Origin of the sequence: Bacillus sp. EU52 (assembly GCF_037964975.1) — a bacterium.
Lineage (GTDB): Bacteria > Bacillota > Bacilli > Bacillales > Bacillaceae > Bacillus > Bacillus subtilis.
Genome location: NZ_CP150177.1, coordinates 1,371,980 through 1,387,436 on the forward strand (window position 1 = coordinate 1,371,980; position 15,457 = coordinate 1,387,436).

Here is a 15,457-nt window from a genome sequence, read left to right on the forward strand (position 1 = left end):
TTCGTATGAAGCGTAAAGCTGAAGTGAATGAAGCCATTAAAAATAACAATACACCTACCAAGAGCATGGACCCCAATTCATATAAGACACAATATCATGACGACCCCAATTTTAGAGGGGCAAACCGCAATTCCAAACAGGGCCAGCAGGGAGGCATGTAATTGTGAAGAAAAACCGTCATAGCAGAGACATGCAAAATCATAAAAAGCCTATGAATAAAAAGGTGCTGGAGGAAGAATTCTCAAGTGAACTTGGGGATTACAATGCCGGAAAGATCATCGAAACGCTGGAAGTCACCAAGCCTGAAAAGAAAAAAGAAAAAAACAAAAAACAACAATAAAAAAGACCTCTTAGGCGGCGTCCGCTTAAGAGGTGCTTTTTCTATTTTAAATAAGCATTTTTGCCCGTTCCTCTGACAAATTGCAATAAGCTGGTCATCCTCAGCTCAATGAAGGGCTGAGCGACTGTCTTAACAAAGTTGCTGGAGAGGACTGATGTCAGGGCTGCTGTTAAAAGCAAGAGGATCACTAAGCTTTGATAGTCAGTAAGCCAATCCTCAAGCCCGACCTGCCGTAATGTTTTAATAATAAACCCGTGAAGCAGATACACGTAAAATGTCCGGGTTCCCCATCTGGTAAAGAAATACCGTTTTTGCGGAACAAGCGCTAAAAAGCTGAAGGTTGCCGCAAAGGCGAGTACATACCAGCCGATTCGGGATAGTCCGCTTACCAGGGTAACGTCTCCAAATGAAGAATACGGTTTTGAACCAAACAGAAAAGAATAGTCAAAATCGATGCCCCAGCAGATGACGAATACTGCGGCAAGCACTCCGAGCGCAATTTGTTTGCCGCGTTTTGATCTCAATAAATCAAAATGATGTTTATTTAAATAAAAACCGACAAGGAACATCGGTAAGAATACGAATGTCCGTGACAAGCTCAGCGTGCTGCTGACAAAGTCCAGATAACCGATCAGCACGGCGATTCCGCAGCTGACAAACAGCGCCCACTGTTTTGAAAGCTTTGAAAAAGGATATAGGAGCAGGTTCCAAAAGAATAAGCTTACAAGAAACCATAACGACCATTGCGGATCAATCGGGTTCACATTTGCTATGCTTTCATCTTGCATAATGTAATAAAAGACGGAATAAATGATTTGGAAAATCAAATACGGAATAATCAGCTTGACCGCCAGCTTTTTTACATATCCCGCCCGTTTAAAGCCTTTCGCGAAATAACCGGATACAAGAATAAATGCAGGCATATGGAATGTGTAAATGAACTTGTAGAGGTAGAGCATAAAATGATTATCATTAATAAAGGAACGAAGGATATGACCGAATACAACAAGGAATATCAATAAAAATTTTGCGTTATCGAAATAACTGTCCCGCGACTTACTCATAGCATCACCTTCTCTTTCATCAGTCACTAAGAGATTATTCCCTGCTGGTACATATTTTAAAATAAAAGATGAAAAAGGAATCTAAAAAAATGCTGATTGTTAGGTCGATGTAAAGTGACGGTAAGGATCGTAGAAAATGTCTTCGTAATGTAATGGCGCTGAAATTTTCTGAAATTTATAGGGCAAATGAAGGAAGTTCCCGCATTTTGTAGAAATATTGAGGGATAGGTTTTGAAGAAGGAGTGTACATGCATGGAAACTCTTGGTGTCCAGACAAACTCGGAGCTGCGAGAGGAACTGAATCGCCTCAAAGAAGAAAACGCGCGACTGAAAAAGGAATTGAATCAGCATCAAGTGATTGTCAACAATACGCTCGATGCTATTTTTATTTGTGATAACGAAATGCGGATTGTTCAGGCAAATGAAGCAACAGAAAGGATGCTTCAAGTTGACTCGGAAGATTTGAAAAAGCGTTCTGTTTTGGATTTTTTGTTTTCAATCCCAAAGGATGAACTGAATCTTTCCGTAAAGAAGTTTTTTAAAAAAGGCTTTCTGTGGAAGGAGGTTCCGATCAGGCTTGATTGCGGGGCAACAAAATACATAGAGTTTCTGGCCAAAAGAGGTATTGGCGAGGATTTCTTTTTTGTTGTCATGAGGGACATATCTTCTAAGAAGATTCTGGAGCGGGAATTCTCTATGAATGAACAGCTTTTTAAGGACTTGTTTGACAGAGCAGTTGACGGAATCGTCCTGTTTGATAAAGATGGCGGTTTTATTGATGCCAATTTGTCCTTTTGTAAAAGCTTTGAAATCAATCATAATGAGCTGTCTCATTTATCTTTGTATGAGTTCATAGACAGCGGCTCACGTAAAGATTTCGACAATATCTGGAAGGCGCTCAACCGCAAGGGAAAAGCGAAGGGGGAGCTGCCTGTCAAGCTTCGTTCAGGAGTTCAAAAACTATTTGAATTCACGATTACATCAAACATCATCAGCGGTTTTTATATGTCCATTATGAGGGATATCACAGAGAAGCGGTCTATGGAGCTGCAGCTCTTTAAAAGTGAGGAGCGCTTCAGAGAAATCTTTGAAAATGCAATGGACGCCATCATCATCTGGTCGAATGACGGAAGAATCGTAAAAGCGAATCAATCAGCCTGTAAAATTTTTGAGCTGCCGATGAATTTGCTGTTGAAAAGAAAGCTGTGTGATTTTCTCGTTGACTCGCAGCAGAAATACAGCATAACGAAAAGGAAATACGCAAAATACGGAGAGATCAGAGAAGAGCTGCTGTTTCAAATGGGGAACGGGCAATTCAAAGAGCTTGAATTTACTTCAAAACGGACAATCCTTGAAAATCAGCATTTGACGATCTTAAGAAATGTAAGCGACAGAAAGCGGATGGAAAAGGAGCTTCGGGAAAGCGAGCTGAAATTCAGAAAAGTGTTCAACGGCTCAATGGACGGCAATGTATTGTTCGATAATCAATACAGGATCATTGACGCCAACCCGTTAGCAAGCCATATTTTGGGCCTGTCACATGAAGAGATCAAACAGCACAGCCTGTTAGATATTATTTCTGCTTATGAAATAGAAAATCTGGCATCACCGGCAAGGCAGATTAATTTTGATGAAATGGACAACGAAATTCCATTTTTGCTGAGCAGCGGTGATAACAGAAAACTCGAATTCTCATTTAAACGGAATATTATTCAAAATATGAACTTGGCTATCTTTAAAGACGTAACAGAGCGAAAAGAATTGGAGGAACGCCTGCGCAAATCAGATACCCTTCATGTTGTCGGCGAACTCGCAGCCGGCATTGCTCATGAAATCAGAAATCCGATGACTGCTCTTAAAGGCTTCATTCAGCTTCTGAAAGGGAGTGTCGAGGGAGACTACGCCCTTTACTTCAACGTGATCACCTCAGAACTAAAGCGCATCGAATCCATCATCACCGAATTCTTGATTTTAGCCAAGCCCCAGGCCATTATGTATGAGGAAAAACATGTTACCCAAATTATGAGGGACACGATAGACCTTCTAAATGCGCAAGCCAATCTTAGCAATGTACAAATGCAACTTGATTTAATTGACGACATTCCCCCGATTTACTGTGAACCGAATCAGCTGAAACAGGTTTTTATCAATATATTAAAAAACGCCATCGAAGTGATGCCTGACGGCGGAAATATTTTTGTAACGATAAGGGCATTGGATCAAGATCATGTTCTTATCTCCTTAAAAGACGAGGGAATCGGAATGACAGAAGATAAATTAAAGCGCCTTGGTGAACCATTTTATACGACAAAGGAACGGGGAACTGGACTTGGGCTTATGGTAAGCTATAAAATTATTGAAGAACATCAAGGCGAGATTATGGTAGAAAGTGAAGAAGGGAAGGGCACCGTTTTTCATATTACGCTTCCTGTCAGACAGAATGCTGAAGAAAGAAGGAATGATGAATGAACTACTATACGACAGCCGAGACGCCGCTCGGTGAACTTATCATTGCCGAAGAGGAGGACCGGATCACTCGTCTATTTCTCAGTCAGGAAGATTGGGTGGATTGGAAAGAAATGGTTCAGAATACTGAGCACAAGGAAACACCTAATCTTGCAGAAGCGAAACAACAGCTTCAAGAATATTTCGCAGGCGAAAGGAAGACATTCTCCCTGCCGCTCAGCCAAAAGGGCACTCCTTTTCAGCAAAAAGTGTGGCAGGCGCTGGAGAGGATTCCATATGGCGAATCCCGAAGCTATGCGGATATTGCCGCTGCGGTCGGCAGTCCGAAAGCGGTGCGCGCTGTCGGGCAGGCTAATAAACGTAACGACCTGCCGATTTTTGTCCCGTGCCACAGAGTGATCGGCAAAAACAGTGCGTTAACAGGATACGCCGGAAGCAAAACGGAGATCAAAGCATTTTTGCTAAACATCGAGCGAATCTCCTATAAAGAAAAATAAAACATATGGCACGTTCCCTTTTTTCACGGCCGACATATCATTTTATTAAGTTAAAAAAGTTGGTCTGATGAAAAAGGAGGACAAAGCAATTGAAGCCGAGCCGCTCTGAGAAACTTGCCGTTTTTGCCGAACTGTTTGTGAAACTGCATATCTTATCAAGCGCTCAAAAAGATGAAATCATCAATGTTAACAAAAAGAAACAAAAAAACCGCTGACTCGGCTCCAAATGAGCAAAGTCCAGCGGTTTTTTAATGCACCTTTTCTCCTCTAAACAGCTGTTCAATCTCTTCTTCATAGTTTCCGGTCATAATCCCTTTTTCTGTGATGATTCCTGAAATGAGATCATGAGGTGTAATGTCGAAAGCGGGATTAAAGACAGGCACATTGGATGGAGCGGTCCGAACTCCGGAAATCTGCCTGACTTCCTCGGGATCGCGTTCCTCTATCGGGATATCAGCGCCGCATTCGACCTTTGTATCAAATGTAGATAAAGGTGCGGCGACAAAAAACGGAATATCAAAGGCGTTTGCTAAAATAGCAAGACCGTATGTGCCGATTTTATTTGCCGTATCACCGTTCTTTGCAATTCGGTCGGCTCCGACAATAACAGCGGAAATTTGTTTTTCCTTCATCGTATGGGCAGCCATGCTGTCTGTGATCAGAGTGACATCAATGCCCCCCTGCATCAGCTCCCAAGCAGTAAGGCGTGAACCTTGCAGGACAGGCCTTGTTTCACAGGCATAAATGTGTAATCCCAAATCTTTTTGTTTGGCCAAGTAAAACGGAGCTAGCGCCGTTCCATAGCGGCTTGTCGCGATTGAGCCGGCATTGCAGATTGTCATGATCCTGTCGCCTTTTTTGAAAAGCTGCAGGGCGTTTTGGCCGATCAACCGGCACGTTTCCTCATCCTCGACCTGAATCTGAATGGCTTCATGGACAAGGTTTGTTTTTGCTTCATTTACGGAAATCGCGTTTTCGACCGAATGACTCAGTCTCTCAAGCGCCCATGACAAATTAATGGCGGTAGGCCGTGAGCTGTTTAAATATTGTTTGATGTCTTCCAGTCTGCGGCGGAATTCCGTGACATTATCTGTTTCAATGTTTTTGGCAGCAAGCGCTAGGCCGAAGGCAGCCGTAATGCCGATCGCCGGAGCGCCTCTTACTTTGAGCGTGACAATCGCATCAAATACATCCTCTTTCGTCGTCAGCTCCAAATATTCCGTCTCATCAGGAAGCTTTTGCTGATTTAAAATGGTAATAGCTGTTTCTTTCCATTCAACAGAACGTGGAACAGCAAATGAATGGGTCATGAATAGATCATTCCTTTACAAGTAACTTAAATAATTCAATAACATCTGTTATCGTTTTGAATTCCGAACGTTTTTCGATAAAGGCTGTGCCGGTTTCGAGCGCCAAGCGTTTTCTGCCGATTCGTTTATCAAACGGCACGATCGTATCCAGGTCAGCTACATGGGCAAGGCCGATCGTGCGTCGTATCAGCTCACAGCCCGCAAATCCGATTGCTTCTTCAAAAATATGGCTGAGCGTATCAGTGAGGTAACCGTCGATGTTGGCGTAAACATCCAGACTGTCCTTCTGCCAGGATTCACTAAACGTCTCTTCAAACGTTTCCCAGACCTTTTTGACATGTTCATATAACGGCTCTCTGTCAGCCCCGTCACGGCTGAGTGCGTTCAAAAATAAGTTGGCGATAAATTGCCCTACATCAAAGCCGATCGGTCCGTAAAAAGCAAACTCAGGATCAATCACCTTTGTTTCGTGCTCACTTGCGAAAATGCTTCCTGTATGCAAATCACCATGAATCAACGTTTCTGCAGACGTTAAAAATGACTTTTTCAGCTTAGCGGCTTCGATTTTAACGCTGTCATTATTCCAAAGCTTTTCGACAAAAGGACGAAGCTCTTCTTCAAAATCATTTGTGTCATGGTCGAAGAAAGGATCTGTAAAAACAAGTCTTTCCGTAATGTCGCATAGCTCTGGATTTGTAAACTGTTTAACAAGCTGTTTTTTCACCTTAGGTTCAAGCGCGTAATCTGATGAGTAGAAAAGTGTTTTTCCTAAAAATTCACCGATGTGCTGCGACAGATGAGGATAGTTTTCACCCTCAATGAGTCCTTTTCTTGCGATCTTGAGGTGAGAGAGATCCTCCATGACGGTAACCGCCATTTCCGTATCAGAATAAAAAACTCTTGGAACCAGGTGAGGCACATGCTCGCCCTGACGGATGAGAGCGCTGCTTTCGATTCTTGCACGGTCGATTGTCAGCGGCCAGCTTTCTCCCACCACTTTTGCATACGGAACCGCCTGTTTAATGATCAATGCTCTGTCATGTTCTTGATCATAAATATGAAAAACGTAATTTAAGTTGCCGTCTCCGATCTCCTGGCATGTCAGCGTGCTTTTGCTTGGAAATAGGCCAAGCTTCACCGCCAACGCCACAGCGGAGCTTTCATTTAACGTTTCGTATAAAGGTGTTTTTGTGACTCCCATCATCATAACCTCCAATTATGTAATCACTTAATATGTAGCCGTAAAAAAGCCTCCTTCTCAGAGAGAAGGAGGCTTAACATCTATGTCCGCCTCTCTTATCTCTCAGATCAGATCTGAATGGAATTAGCACCGTGCCTTAAGAGACCAGCGTCTCGGCGCGAAAAAGATGCGCCCCATTTCACAATGGAATTACGGTCGGTTGCTGTTGGGGTCAAAAGGCCAAATCCCTCGCCCAACTCTCGATAAGAGAATATATTCACTTGTTTGACAATTCTAATTTATCAGTTGATGAACATGGTAACAGGTAATTTAGTTAGTTGTCAATATTTTTTTTAATATAAATCTTTTCTGATATCATCGAAAACAGGAATGCTCTCCCGAACTTCTGCGCTTTCTTGAAGGTCGATTTCCGCTCGGACTATGCCTTCTTCTCGGCCGCCTTCAGCAAGTATGCGCCCCCATGGATCAATAATCAGGCTATGTCCTGCAAATTCATTATCCGGATTTGAACCGGTACAATTGCAGGCTGCGACAAAGCATTGGTTTTCAATGGCCCGCGCAATAAGCAGGCTTTTCCAATGATCAAGGCGGGGAAGAGGCCATTCCGCAGAAATAAACAGCACGTTGGCGCCTTTTGTCGTATGTTTTCTGATCCATTCCGGAAAACGGATATCGTAACAGATCAATCCTGAGCTTTTGACGCCGTCAAGCTCAAAGTATCCGTCTTCGGAACCGGCTGATAAATACAGATGCTCATCCATCAGCTGAAAAAGATGGGCTTTTCTGTACTCTTTAATGATTTGCCCTTCCTTATCCGCGATGTACATTGTATTATAAACATCAGAATTCTTCCTGACAGCGACCGACCCGGCGACAATATGAACACCATGTTTTTTTGCCGTTTTCTTCAGCCAGCTCTGAGCGGAGCGGCCGTCTTCGTCAGCGAGTTCATCAAGATTGGCCAGATCATATCCGGTCGTCCATAATTCAGGCAGAACAAGAACACCAGCATGTTTGCTTTCTTTTTCGATGAAAAATTCAGCCTTTTTTATATTTTCCGAAGGTTTGCCGTATGAAATATCAAATTGAAGACAAGATATCGTCCATTTCATCTTTTTAACACCCCAAATTTTTCTTTACTTTTTTCATTTAACCATATATGATGATGGACTATCATTTCAAGATTTTTTTAGAAGGTGAGAATAGATGAAATTTGAACAGTCTCATGTATTGAAGGAATTGCCTAAACAATTCTTCGCTTCTCTGGTGCAGAAAGTGAACCGAAAGCTCGCAGAAGGACATGACGTTATCAATCTAGGACAGGGAAATCCAGATCAGCCGACTCCTGAACATATTGTCGAGGAGATGAAACGAGCTGTTGCTGATCCTGAGAATCATAAATATTCTTCTTTTCGCGGCTCATACCGTCTGAAGTCAGCGGCTGCTGCATTTTACAAAAGAGAATACGGCATTGATCTGGATCCGGAAACCGAAGTCGCTGTATTATTCGGCGGAAAAGCGGGTCTAGTCGAGCTCCCGCAATGCTTGTTGAATCCCGGTGATACGATTTTAGTTCCCGATCCGGGTTATCCTGATTACTGGTCGGGTGTCACACTTGCAAAAGCAAAGATGGAAATGATGCCGCTCGTAAAGGACAGGGCGTTTCTCCCTGATTACAGCAGCATAACCGCTGAAATAAGGGAACAGGCGAAATTGATGTATTTGAATTATCCCAATAATCCGACCGGAGCTGTTGCTACTTCCGAGTTCTTTGAAGATACCGTGCGTTTTGCGACTGAAAACGGAATCTGCGTCGTTCACGATTTTGCTTACGGCGCTGTAGGATTTGACGGCTGCAAGCCTTTAAGCTTTTTGCAGACTGAAGGTGCGAAGGATATCGGAATTGAAATTTACACGCTGTCAAAAACGTATAATATGGCAGGATGGCGGGTTGGCTTTGCCGTCGGAAACGCTTCGGTCATTGAAGCGATCAATCTTTATCAAGACCATATGTTTGTCAGTCTTTTCAGAGCGACTCAGGAGGCTGCAGCAGAGGCACTGTTAGCCGATCAGACGTGCGTGGCAGAGCAAAATGCCAGGTATGAGAGCAGGAGAAATGCTTGGATCACGGCATGCCGGGAAATCGGCTGGGATGTAACAGCTCCCGCAGGTTCTTTTTTTGCATGGCTGCCTGTGCCTGAAGGCTATACTTCAGAGCAGTTCTCAGATCTCTTGCTGGAAAAAGCGAATGTGGTAGTTGCGGCTGGAAGCGGCTTCGGTGAATATGGCGAGGGCTACGTCAGAGTCGGACTTTTAACAAGTGAAGAAAGACTTAAGGAAGCCGCTTATCGAATTGGCAAACTGAACCTGTTTACCCAAAAAAGCATTGACAAGACCTTATAACGATGGGATAATTCAAAATAATTTATAAAATCTATATTTTCTTATCAAGAGCAGGCAGAGGGACGAGCCCGATGAAGCCCGGCAACCGACTTATAAAGCACGGTGCTAATTCTTGCAGCTAGCGGCTGAGAGATAAGATTCGGACGAGAAACGAAACCTCTTTAGACGCGATTGCAGTTTGAAGAGGTTTTTTGATATGGATGAAAATGAAAGGAGCTCTGGCATGAGTGAGTTATTAGCGACATATCTCCTGACCGAACCGGGAGCCGATACAGAGAAGAAAGCAGAACAAATCGCAACAGGATTGACAGTAGGCTCCTGGACTGATCTGCCCCTTGTAAAACAGGAGCAAATGCAAAAGCACAAGGGGCGGGTGATAAAAGTTGAGGAGAGAGAGGGAACTGCTGCATCAGAAAAACAAGCGGTCATCACAATTGCCTATCCTGAAATCAATTTCTCTCAGGATATTCCGGCTTTGCTGACAACAGTGTTTGGCAAGCTGTCCCTGGACGGAAAAATCAAATTAATCGATCTTCACTTCTCTGAAGCATTTAAGCGTGCACTGCCGGGACCGAAGTTTGGCGTATACGGCATCCGGAAGCTGCTGGGAGAGTTTGAGAGACCGCTGTTAATGAGCATATTTAAAGGCGTAATCGGAAGGGACCTGAGTGATATTAAAGAACAGCTCCGGCAGCAGGCGCTTGGCGGAGTTGACTTGATTAAAGACGATGAAATTTTCTTTGAGACAGGTCTAGCGCCTTTTGAAACAAGAATTGCAGAAGGAAAGCAAATATTGAAAGAAACGTATGAGCAAACCGGACATAAAACGCTGTATGCGGTGAATTTGACTGGACGTACGGCTGATCTGAAAGACAAAGCGAGACGCGCCGCCGAGCTGGGAGCGGATGCGCTTTTGTTTAATGTCTTTGCTTACGGCTTGGACGTTATGCAAGGCCTTGCAGAAGATCCTGAAATCCCAGTTCCGATTATGGCGCATCCAGCAGTCAGCGGAGCGTTTACGTCTTCTCCGTTTTACGGTTTTTCTCACGCTCTTTTACTCGGAAAATTAAACCGATATTGCGGTGCTGACTTCAGCCTCTTTCCGTCTCCATATGGTTCGGTTGCGCTTCCAAGAGCAGATGCACTGGCGATTCATGAAGAATGTGTGAGAGAGGATGCTTTTAACCAAACATTTGCGGTTCCGTCAGCAGGCATTCATCCCGGCATGGTTCCGCTATTAATGCGTGATTTCGGCATAGACCACATTATTAACGCCGGAGGAGGCGTACATGGACATCCGAACGGTGCCCAAGGCGGGGGGCGAGCGTTCAGAGCCATTATTGATGCGGTCCTAGAGGCCCAGCCGATTGATGAAAAAGCCGAACAATGCAAGGATCTTAAGCTTGCGCTAGATAAATGGGGAAAGGTTGAAGCCGTATGACGACTCGAAAACCTTTTATTATTTGTGATTTTGACGGAACAATCACGATGAACGACAACATTATAAATATCATGAAAACATTTGCTCCCCCAGAGTGGGTGGCATTAAAAGACGGCGTACTTTCCAAAACGCTGTCGATCAAGGAAGGTGTCGGGCGGATGTTCGGCCTTCTGCCCAGCCGTTTAAAAGAAGAGATTACAAGTTTTGTATTGGAAGATGCAAAAATTAGGGAAGGCTTTCGGGAATTTGTAGCATTTATCAATGAGCACGAGATTCCGTTTTATGTCATAAGCGGTGGAATGGACTTTTTTGTATATCCTTTGCTTGAAGGCATTGTGGAGAAAGAACGCATATATTGCAACCATGCTTCATTTGACAATGACTATATCCATATTGACTGGCCTCATTCCTGCAAGGGCACATGCAGCAATCAATGCGGGTGCTGTAAGCCGTCGGTCATCCATGAACTTTCTGAACCGAACCAATATATCATCATGATCGGTGATTCGGTTACAGATGTGGAGGCAGCAAAGCTGTCTGACCTATGCTTTGCAAGGGATTATTTATTAAACGAATGCCGGGAGCAAAACCTCAATCATCTTCCGTATCAAGATTTTTATGAGATAAGAAAGGAAATTGAGAATGTAAAGGAGGTACAGGAATGGCTGCAAAACAAGAACGCTGGCGAGAGCTCGCTGAAGTAAAACGGGAATTGGCAGAGAGAGATTGGTTTCCGGCGACTAGCGGCAATCTGTCAATTAAGGTTACAGATGATCCTTTAACATTTCTCGTCACTGCAAGCGGAAAAGATAAACGCAAAGAGACGGTTGAAGATTTTCTGCTGGTTGATCAAAACGGAGAGCCTGCTGAAAGCGGGCATTCTCTGAAACCGTCAGCAGAAACGCTTTTGCATACACATTTGTACAATAAAACCAATGCCGGATGCTGCCTGCATGTCCATACGGTAAACAATAATGTGATTTCAGAGTTATACGGAGACCAAAAGAAAATCACATTCAAAGGGCAGGAAATTATAAAAGCACTCGGCTTGTGGGAAGAGAACGCAGAAGTGACCGTTCCGATTATAGAAAATCCGGCACATATCCCGACGCTTGCGGCACTGTTTGCGGAAGAGATTTCAGAAGATTCAGGAGCTGTTCTGATCCGAAATCATGGTATTACGGCTTGGGGGAGAACAGCATTTGAGGCAAAAAGAGTGCTTGAAGCGTATGAATTTTTGTTTAGCTACCATTTGAAATTGAAAACACTCCAGCATCAGCTGGTTAAATAAAAGGAGGAATTGAAATGGCTACAATTCGAATTCATGATGAGGCAAATACAACGATTGAAAATCAAGAGGAAGTGGCAAGATTTCTGGACAGTCAAGAGGTTATTTATGAGCAATGGGATATCACGAAACTTCCGGAACATCTCTCAGAGAAATATGATCTGACAGAAGAAGAAAAACAGCAAATTCTTGATACCTTCGAAACTGAAATTAAAGATATCTCAACCCGCCGCGGCTATAAAGCACAGGATGTTATTTCATTGTCAGACAGCAATCCGAAACTTGATGAACTGCTTGAAAACTTTAAAAGAGAGCATCACCATACAGACGATGAGGTTCGTTTTATTGTAAGCGGACACGGTATTTTTGTCATTCAAGGCAAGGACGGAACGTTTTTTGATGTCCGTTTAAACCCTGGAGATTTAATCTCCGTGCCTGAGAATATCCGCCATTACTTCACGCTTCAGGAGGACCGCAAAGTTGTCGCGATGAGAATTTTTGTCACAACTGAAGGCTGGGTTCCTATTTATGAAAAAGACAGCGTGAATCAATAAGCATGAGATAGCCCCGTTCATCGAACGGGGCTTTTTATATTTATTGCAAACGCCACTTTTCATACTGTGACAGTTCTTTTTTAATCAGTGTCCAAATCAAACCTAAAACAGCTGCATCGTCAATGAACCCAAGACCGAGGATTACGTCTGGAATGATATCGAGCGGCATGACGATATACAGGATTGCGGCAGTTAACAGCAAAAGTGTTTTAACCTGTGAACGAGGGTAGTCGCCATTTCGCCAATCGCGAAGCATCTGAAAAAAAGTAGTGATGTGCTGGATACATTTTTTTCGGTTTTTCCTCTTCAAAATTGCTTTTCCGCCTGCCGCTCCGAGCATAATTGCTTTCTTTTTCTTCATTGGGCATTCCTCCTGCCTGGCGGCGTGTTTAAGATATTCTTCACCTGGGTATTGTTCTTCTAATCCTATCAATATATCTATTATACCTGAAAAATTAACTTATTTAATGAAAATATGTTTACAAATAAAGTATAATCTGTAATAATGCACAATAACCCAATCAAACTTGTTTCCTATTTCTTAGCGGCGAGGGGTGAAGTGAATGGGCGGTTCTTCTGAACAAGAAAGATTGTTGGTGTCTATTGATGAAAAAAGAAAGTTAATGATAGATGCCGCTAGAAAGCAGGGATTTACAGGGCATGACACGATCAGGCACAGTCAGGAGCTGGATTGTTTAATAAATGAATATCACCAGCTTATGCAAGAAAACGAACATTCCCAAGGGATTCAAGGCCTTGTAAAGAAATTAGGCTTGTGGCCCCGCAGAGATGTTATGCCAGCATATGATGCAAATAAATAGCGGCCTATCAGATGCATATATAAAGAGAGAGCTTTTCGGAAGCGCTCTTTTTTTCTGGAAAAAATTCATATGAAAGAGGGAACTAATGAAAGAACTGGCGATTCTCATTACCGAAATGGTCAATCAATTTCATGATGCTTTTATTTCCTTATGCGGAATATTTGGCATTCATTTAACTGACAAAGAAATGCATTTTTGGGTGATCGGCATTTTTGGCATATTCTTTTTCGGCGTCACTCACGCTGTGTTTACATGGCTTTCTAAATGGAGTATGACAGCCTTGTCCTTTATCTATACCGTTACAGTCATTATTGTCATCGTATTTGCGATTGAGATTCAGCAAAAGGTGACGGGGAGAGGGAATATGGAGTTTTTAGATGCCACGGAAGGTATAAAGGGTTTTTTAGTATTTTTTATGTTTTTTTTACTTTTGAAAATGCTGTTGCGTTTCATCAAAGTCCTTTTTTCTGGAAGACCAGCAAGCAAATCGAATGGCAATGCCCGATCACGAAGATAAAAAACCCTCCTGACATGGTCAGGGGGGCTATGAAGCGGATACAGGGAGGGTGATTGTCACCTCTGTGCCTCTTCGAACTTCACTTTCAATATGAATAGAGCCTCCGTACATCAGTACGATCCGTTTACAAACAACAAGGCCGAGCCCGGTTCCTTTTTCTTTAGAAGTAACAAAGGGGAGGAAAATGTGATCCAGCATTTCCTGAGAAATCCCTTCACCGTTATCCACAACTTTGATTATGGCTTTTTTATCTAAAGCTCCCAGGGAGATCGTCAGTTTGCCTCCTTCAGGCATTGACTCGAGGCCATTTTTTGCTACATTTAAAATCACTTGTTTAATATGATCTTTTGTACATTTTACGAGTAAGGGCTGCTCGGTTAAATACTGTAATTCGACTTCAACATTGTATAGATTGCCCTCAGAATAAATGATCGGCATAATTTCTCCGATAATGTCCTGAAGTGAGTTCAGCTCCCATTTTTCAGCTGTCGGCTTGCCGAGAACAAGAAACTCACTCACTATTTGATTGATTCGCTTTATCTCCTGTTCGATAATGGAGAAGTAAAGCTGATCTTCCTCACCTTTATATTTCTTTTGCAACAGCTGAATAAAGCCGCTTATGCCGGTGAGGGGGTTACGGATTTCATGGGCTGTGCTAGCAGCAAGCGTCCCGATCAGCTCTAATTTTTGCGCCTCATTTTCTGAGCGCTCCAGCTGGGTCTGCCGCTTCAGCAAATAATACAGCACGAGAATAAATAGGATATTCAGCAGAACAATAATACATGAAAGTGGAAGCACTAGGCTTTTCGTCAGTTCTTCTATGGTGACCGGGTTCGGATAGACTTTCATATTCCAGCTGATATCATCCAGATATCCGCTGACAGGTTTCTGATCCTCTGCATGAGAGGCTTGTCCACTCGCAAAAATCATTTTCCCGTCTTGGTTCACAACTTCAATATAAACATCAGGGCTTAGTAAGTTAATGAGATTTTTCAAATAATCAATTTGAATAGCTGCGACAAGATAATCTGTCACATTACGTTTTGAGTCCAAAACAGGGACACAAATTGTGAAAATTGGCTGACCAGTAATTCTGCTCGAATAACTATCTGAAATGACTGTCTTTTTAGTTTCCTTTGCTTTTGTAAAAAAAGATCTGTCGGCCAGGTTTACTTTCGTTTTTAATTCGGTTGTGCTTGCGGTGACGTCTCCTTTGGCATTGAGAAAATAGAGACCGGAAAATCTCGGCTCTGAATCAAAGGTCTTTTCCAAAATTGATTGCATTTTCTTTATATCAACCGGTCTGTCGATGGCGATGGACAAGGAGGTCATTCTCGCCATTGTTTCTCCGATTAAATAATTGATTTTGTTGCGGTGAAGGTTTAGCAGGACACTTGCTTCTTGTTTATGTTCTGCAGCTATTGTATCTTTTTCTTTTTCATATACGAAAAAGCTGATGACGATTGCCGGAATCACGACCAGTATGATATAAAGTTTGACTCTCCCGCAGGCGCCTTTTAGTATTTTCAATTTGCATCGCTCCAACATACACCTG

Annotated in this window: 18 protein-coding genes and 2 riboswitches; of the genes, 12 read left to right on the top strand and 6 right to left on the bottom strand. The window is 42.9% G+C overall.

Features of this window, described 5'->3' with window-relative positions:
• Positions 1-5: 5 nt before the first annotated feature.
• Both NSU05_RS07190 and NSU05_RS07195 read left to right on the top strand, forming a co-directional pair.
• On the top strand, positions 6-161 hold the full coding sequence (locus NSU05_RS07190) for a hypothetical protein (RefSeq protein WP_038428868.1): 156 nt from the start codon (positions 6-8) through the stop codon (positions 159-161).
• Between the two features lie 2 nt (positions 162-163).
• Positions 164-340 (top strand): hypothetical protein, encoded by a 177-nt coding sequence (locus tag NSU05_RS07195; RefSeq protein ID WP_003245411.1) that lies wholly within the window; start codon positions 164-166, stop codon positions 338-340.
• Between the two features lie 41 nt (positions 341-381).
• On the opposite strand, the gene NSU05_RS07200 is transcribed toward NSU05_RS07195, so the two are convergent.
• Complete coding sequence (locus NSU05_RS07200; protein ID WP_038428869.1) at positions 382-1,404, bottom strand: acyltransferase family protein; 1,023 nt, start codon at positions 1,402-1,404, stop codon at positions 382-384.
• Between the two features lie 252 nt (positions 1,405-1,656).
• Between NSU05_RS07200 and kinE the strand changes: the two genes are divergently transcribed.
• From kinE to NSU05_RS07215, 3 genes are all read left to right on the top strand, one after another.
• The gene (gene kinE, locus NSU05_RS07205) at positions 1,657-3,873 is read left to right on the top strand and encodes a sporulation two-component system sensor histidine kinase KinE (RefSeq protein ID WP_029946305.1); all 2,217 of its coding nucleotides are present in this window, start codon (positions 1,657-1,659) and stop codon (positions 3,871-3,873) included.
• Positions 3,870-4,367, top strand: a complete 498-nt coding sequence (gene ogt / locus NSU05_RS07210) for a methylated-DNA--protein-cysteine methyltransferase (protein WP_038428870.1) — start codon at positions 3,870-3,872, stop codon at positions 4,365-4,367. The genes kinE and ogt overlap by 4 nt, the downstream gene beginning before the upstream one ends.
• An 89-nt stretch (positions 4,368-4,456) precedes the next feature.
• Entirely contained in the window at positions 4,457-4,582 is a 126-nt protein-coding gene (locus tag NSU05_RS07215) for a hypothetical protein (protein WP_003232500.1), read from the top strand.
• A 33-nt stretch (positions 4,583-4,615) separates the two neighbouring features.
• Here NSU05_RS07215 and mtnA read toward each other — a convergent pair whose 3' ends face one another.
• From mtnA to NSU05_RS07230, 3 genes are all read right to left on the bottom strand, one after another.
• A complete protein-coding gene (mtnA, locus tag NSU05_RS07220) occupies positions 4,616-5,677 on the bottom strand; it encodes an S-methyl-5-thioribose-1-phosphate isomerase (protein ID WP_017695074.1) in 1,062 nt (353 codons plus the stop codon).
• 7 nt (positions 5,678-5,684) lie between these two features.
• Positions 5,685-6,878, bottom strand: coding sequence for an S-methyl-5-thioribose kinase (gene mtnK / locus NSU05_RS07225; RefSeq protein WP_029317711.1), 1,194 nt, complete (start codon positions 6,876-6,878; stop codon positions 5,685-5,687).
• A gap of 92 nt (positions 6,879-6,970) precedes the next feature.
• Positions 6,971-7,127: riboswitch (SAM riboswitch) on the bottom strand.
• A gap of 83 nt (positions 7,128-7,210) precedes the next feature.
• Complete coding sequence (locus tag NSU05_RS07230) at positions 7,211-7,990, bottom strand: carbon-nitrogen family hydrolase (protein ID WP_038428871.1); 780 nt, start codon at positions 7,988-7,990, stop codon at positions 7,211-7,213.
• A gap of 94 nt (positions 7,991-8,084) precedes the next feature.
• Between NSU05_RS07230 and mtnE the strand changes: the two genes are divergently transcribed.
• The 5 genes from mtnE to mtnD all read left to right on the top strand — a co-directional run bounded on the left by mtnE (position 8,085) and on the right by mtnD (position 12,564).
• Positions 8,085-9,281, top strand: coding sequence for a methionine-glutamine aminotransferase (gene mtnE, locus NSU05_RS07235; protein ID WP_038428872.1), 1,197 nt, complete (start codon positions 8,085-8,087; stop codon positions 9,279-9,281).
• A gap of 38 nt (positions 9,282-9,319) precedes the next feature.
• Positions 9,320-9,420, top strand: a riboswitch (SAM riboswitch).
• A gap of 84 nt (positions 9,421-9,504) precedes the next feature.
• Positions 9,505-10,722, top strand: a complete 1,218-nt coding sequence (gene mtnW, locus NSU05_RS07240; RefSeq protein ID WP_015483161.1) for a 2,3-diketo-5-methylthiopentyl-1-phosphate enolase — start codon at positions 9,505-9,507, stop codon at positions 10,720-10,722.
• Entirely contained in the window at positions 10,719-11,426 is a 708-nt protein-coding gene (gene mtnX / locus NSU05_RS07245) for a 2-hydroxy-3-keto-5-methylthiopentenyl-1-phosphate phosphatase (protein ID WP_038428874.1), read from the top strand. The genes mtnW and mtnX overlap by 4 nt, the downstream gene beginning before the upstream one ends.
• Positions 11,384-12,013 (top strand): methylthioribulose 1-phosphate dehydratase, encoded by a 630-nt coding sequence (locus NSU05_RS07250; RefSeq protein ID WP_029317714.1) that lies wholly within the window; start codon positions 11,384-11,386, stop codon positions 12,011-12,013. Before mtnX ends, NSU05_RS07250 begins: the two co-directional genes overlap by 43 nt.
• A 14-nt stretch (positions 12,014-12,027) precedes the next feature.
• A complete protein-coding gene (mtnD, locus tag NSU05_RS07255) occupies positions 12,028-12,564 on the top strand; it encodes an acireductone dioxygenase (RefSeq protein ID WP_038428875.1) in 537 nt (178 codons plus the stop codon).
• A 40-nt stretch (positions 12,565-12,604) separates the two neighbouring features.
• On the opposite strand, the gene NSU05_RS07260 is transcribed toward mtnD, so the two are convergent.
• On the bottom strand, positions 12,605-12,925 hold the full coding sequence (locus tag NSU05_RS07260) for a YkvA family protein (RefSeq protein WP_003232481.1): 321 nt from the start codon (positions 12,923-12,925) through the stop codon (positions 12,605-12,607).
• 202 nt (positions 12,926-13,127) lie between these two features.
• On the opposite strand from NSU05_RS07260, the gene spo0E reads away from it, so the two are divergent.
• Entirely contained in the window at positions 13,128-13,385 is a 258-nt protein-coding gene (gene spo0E / locus NSU05_RS07265; protein WP_003218598.1) for an aspartyl-phosphate phosphatase Spo0E, read from the top strand.
• A gap of 85 nt (positions 13,386-13,470) precedes the next feature.
• Positions 13,471-13,902 carry a hypothetical protein gene (locus NSU05_RS07270; RefSeq protein WP_029726990.1) on the top strand — a complete coding sequence of 144 codons (432 nt, stop codon included), beginning with the start codon at positions 13,471-13,473 and terminating at the stop codon, positions 13,900-13,902.
• A gap of 27 nt (positions 13,903-13,929) precedes the next feature.
• Here the strand turns inward: NSU05_RS07270 and kinD are convergent, their stop codons facing one another.
• On the bottom strand, positions 13,930-15,450 hold the full coding sequence (gene kinD, locus NSU05_RS07275) for a sporulation kinase KinD (RefSeq protein ID WP_072557174.1): 1,521 nt from the start codon (positions 15,448-15,450) through the stop codon (positions 13,930-13,932).
• Positions 15,451-15,457: the final 7 nt, after the last annotated feature.

What these genes read in the sequence shown, in the direction of transcription:
- NSU05_RS07190 (WP_038428868.1), top strand. Translation starts at nt 6, where the DNA reads ATGAAGCGTAAAGCTGAAGTGAATGAAGCCATTAAAAATAACAATACA.
- NSU05_RS07200 (WP_038428869.1), bottom strand. Translation starts at nt 1,404, where the DNA reads ATGAGTAAGTCGCGGGACAGTTATTTCGATAACGCAAAATTTTTATTG.
- kinE (WP_029946305.1), top strand. Translation starts at nt 1,657, where the DNA reads ATGGAAACTCTTGGTGTCCAGACAAACTCGGAGCTGCGAGAGGAACTG.
- ogt (WP_038428870.1), top strand. Translation starts at nt 3,870, where the DNA reads ATGAACTACTATACGACAGCCGAGACGCCGCTCGGTGAACTTATCATT.
- mtnA (WP_017695074.1), bottom strand. Translation starts at nt 5,677, where the DNA reads ATGACCCATTCATTTGCTGTTCCACGTTCTGTTGAATGGAAAGAAACA.
- mtnK (WP_029317711.1), bottom strand. Translation starts at nt 6,878, where the DNA reads ATGGGAGTCACAAAAACACCTTTATACGAAACGTTAAATGAAAGCTCC.
- NSU05_RS07230 (WP_038428871.1), bottom strand. Translation starts at nt 7,990, where the DNA reads ATGAAATGGACGATATCTTGTCTTCAATTTGATATTTCATACGGCAAA.
- mtnE (WP_038428872.1), top strand. Translation starts at nt 8,085, where the DNA reads ATGAAATTTGAACAGTCTCATGTATTGAAGGAATTGCCTAAACAATTC.
- mtnW (WP_015483161.1), top strand. Translation starts at nt 9,505, where the DNA reads ATGAGTGAGTTATTAGCGACATATCTCCTGACCGAACCGGGAGCCGAT.
- mtnX (WP_038428874.1), top strand. Translation starts at nt 10,719, where the DNA reads ATGACGACTCGAAAACCTTTTATTATTTGTGATTTTGACGGAACAATC.
- NSU05_RS07250 (WP_029317714.1), top strand. Translation starts at nt 11,384, where the DNA reads ATGGCTGCAAAACAAGAACGCTGGCGAGAGCTCGCTGAAGTAAAACGG.
- mtnD (WP_038428875.1), top strand. Translation starts at nt 12,028, where the DNA reads ATGGCTACAATTCGAATTCATGATGAGGCAAATACAACGATTGAAAAT.
- NSU05_RS07260 (WP_003232481.1), bottom strand. Translation starts at nt 12,925, where the DNA reads ATGAAGAAAAAGAAAGCAATTATGCTCGGAGCGGCAGGCGGAAAAGCA.
- spo0E (WP_003218598.1), top strand. Translation starts at nt 13,128, where the DNA reads ATGGGCGGTTCTTCTGAACAAGAAAGATTGTTGGTGTCTATTGATGAA.
- NSU05_RS07270 (WP_029726990.1), top strand. Translation starts at nt 13,471, where the DNA reads ATGAAAGAACTGGCGATTCTCATTACCGAAATGGTCAATCAATTTCAT.
- kinD (WP_072557174.1), bottom strand. Translation starts at nt 15,450, where the DNA reads ATGTTGGAGCGATGCAAATTGAAAATACTAAAAGGCGCCTGCGGGAGA.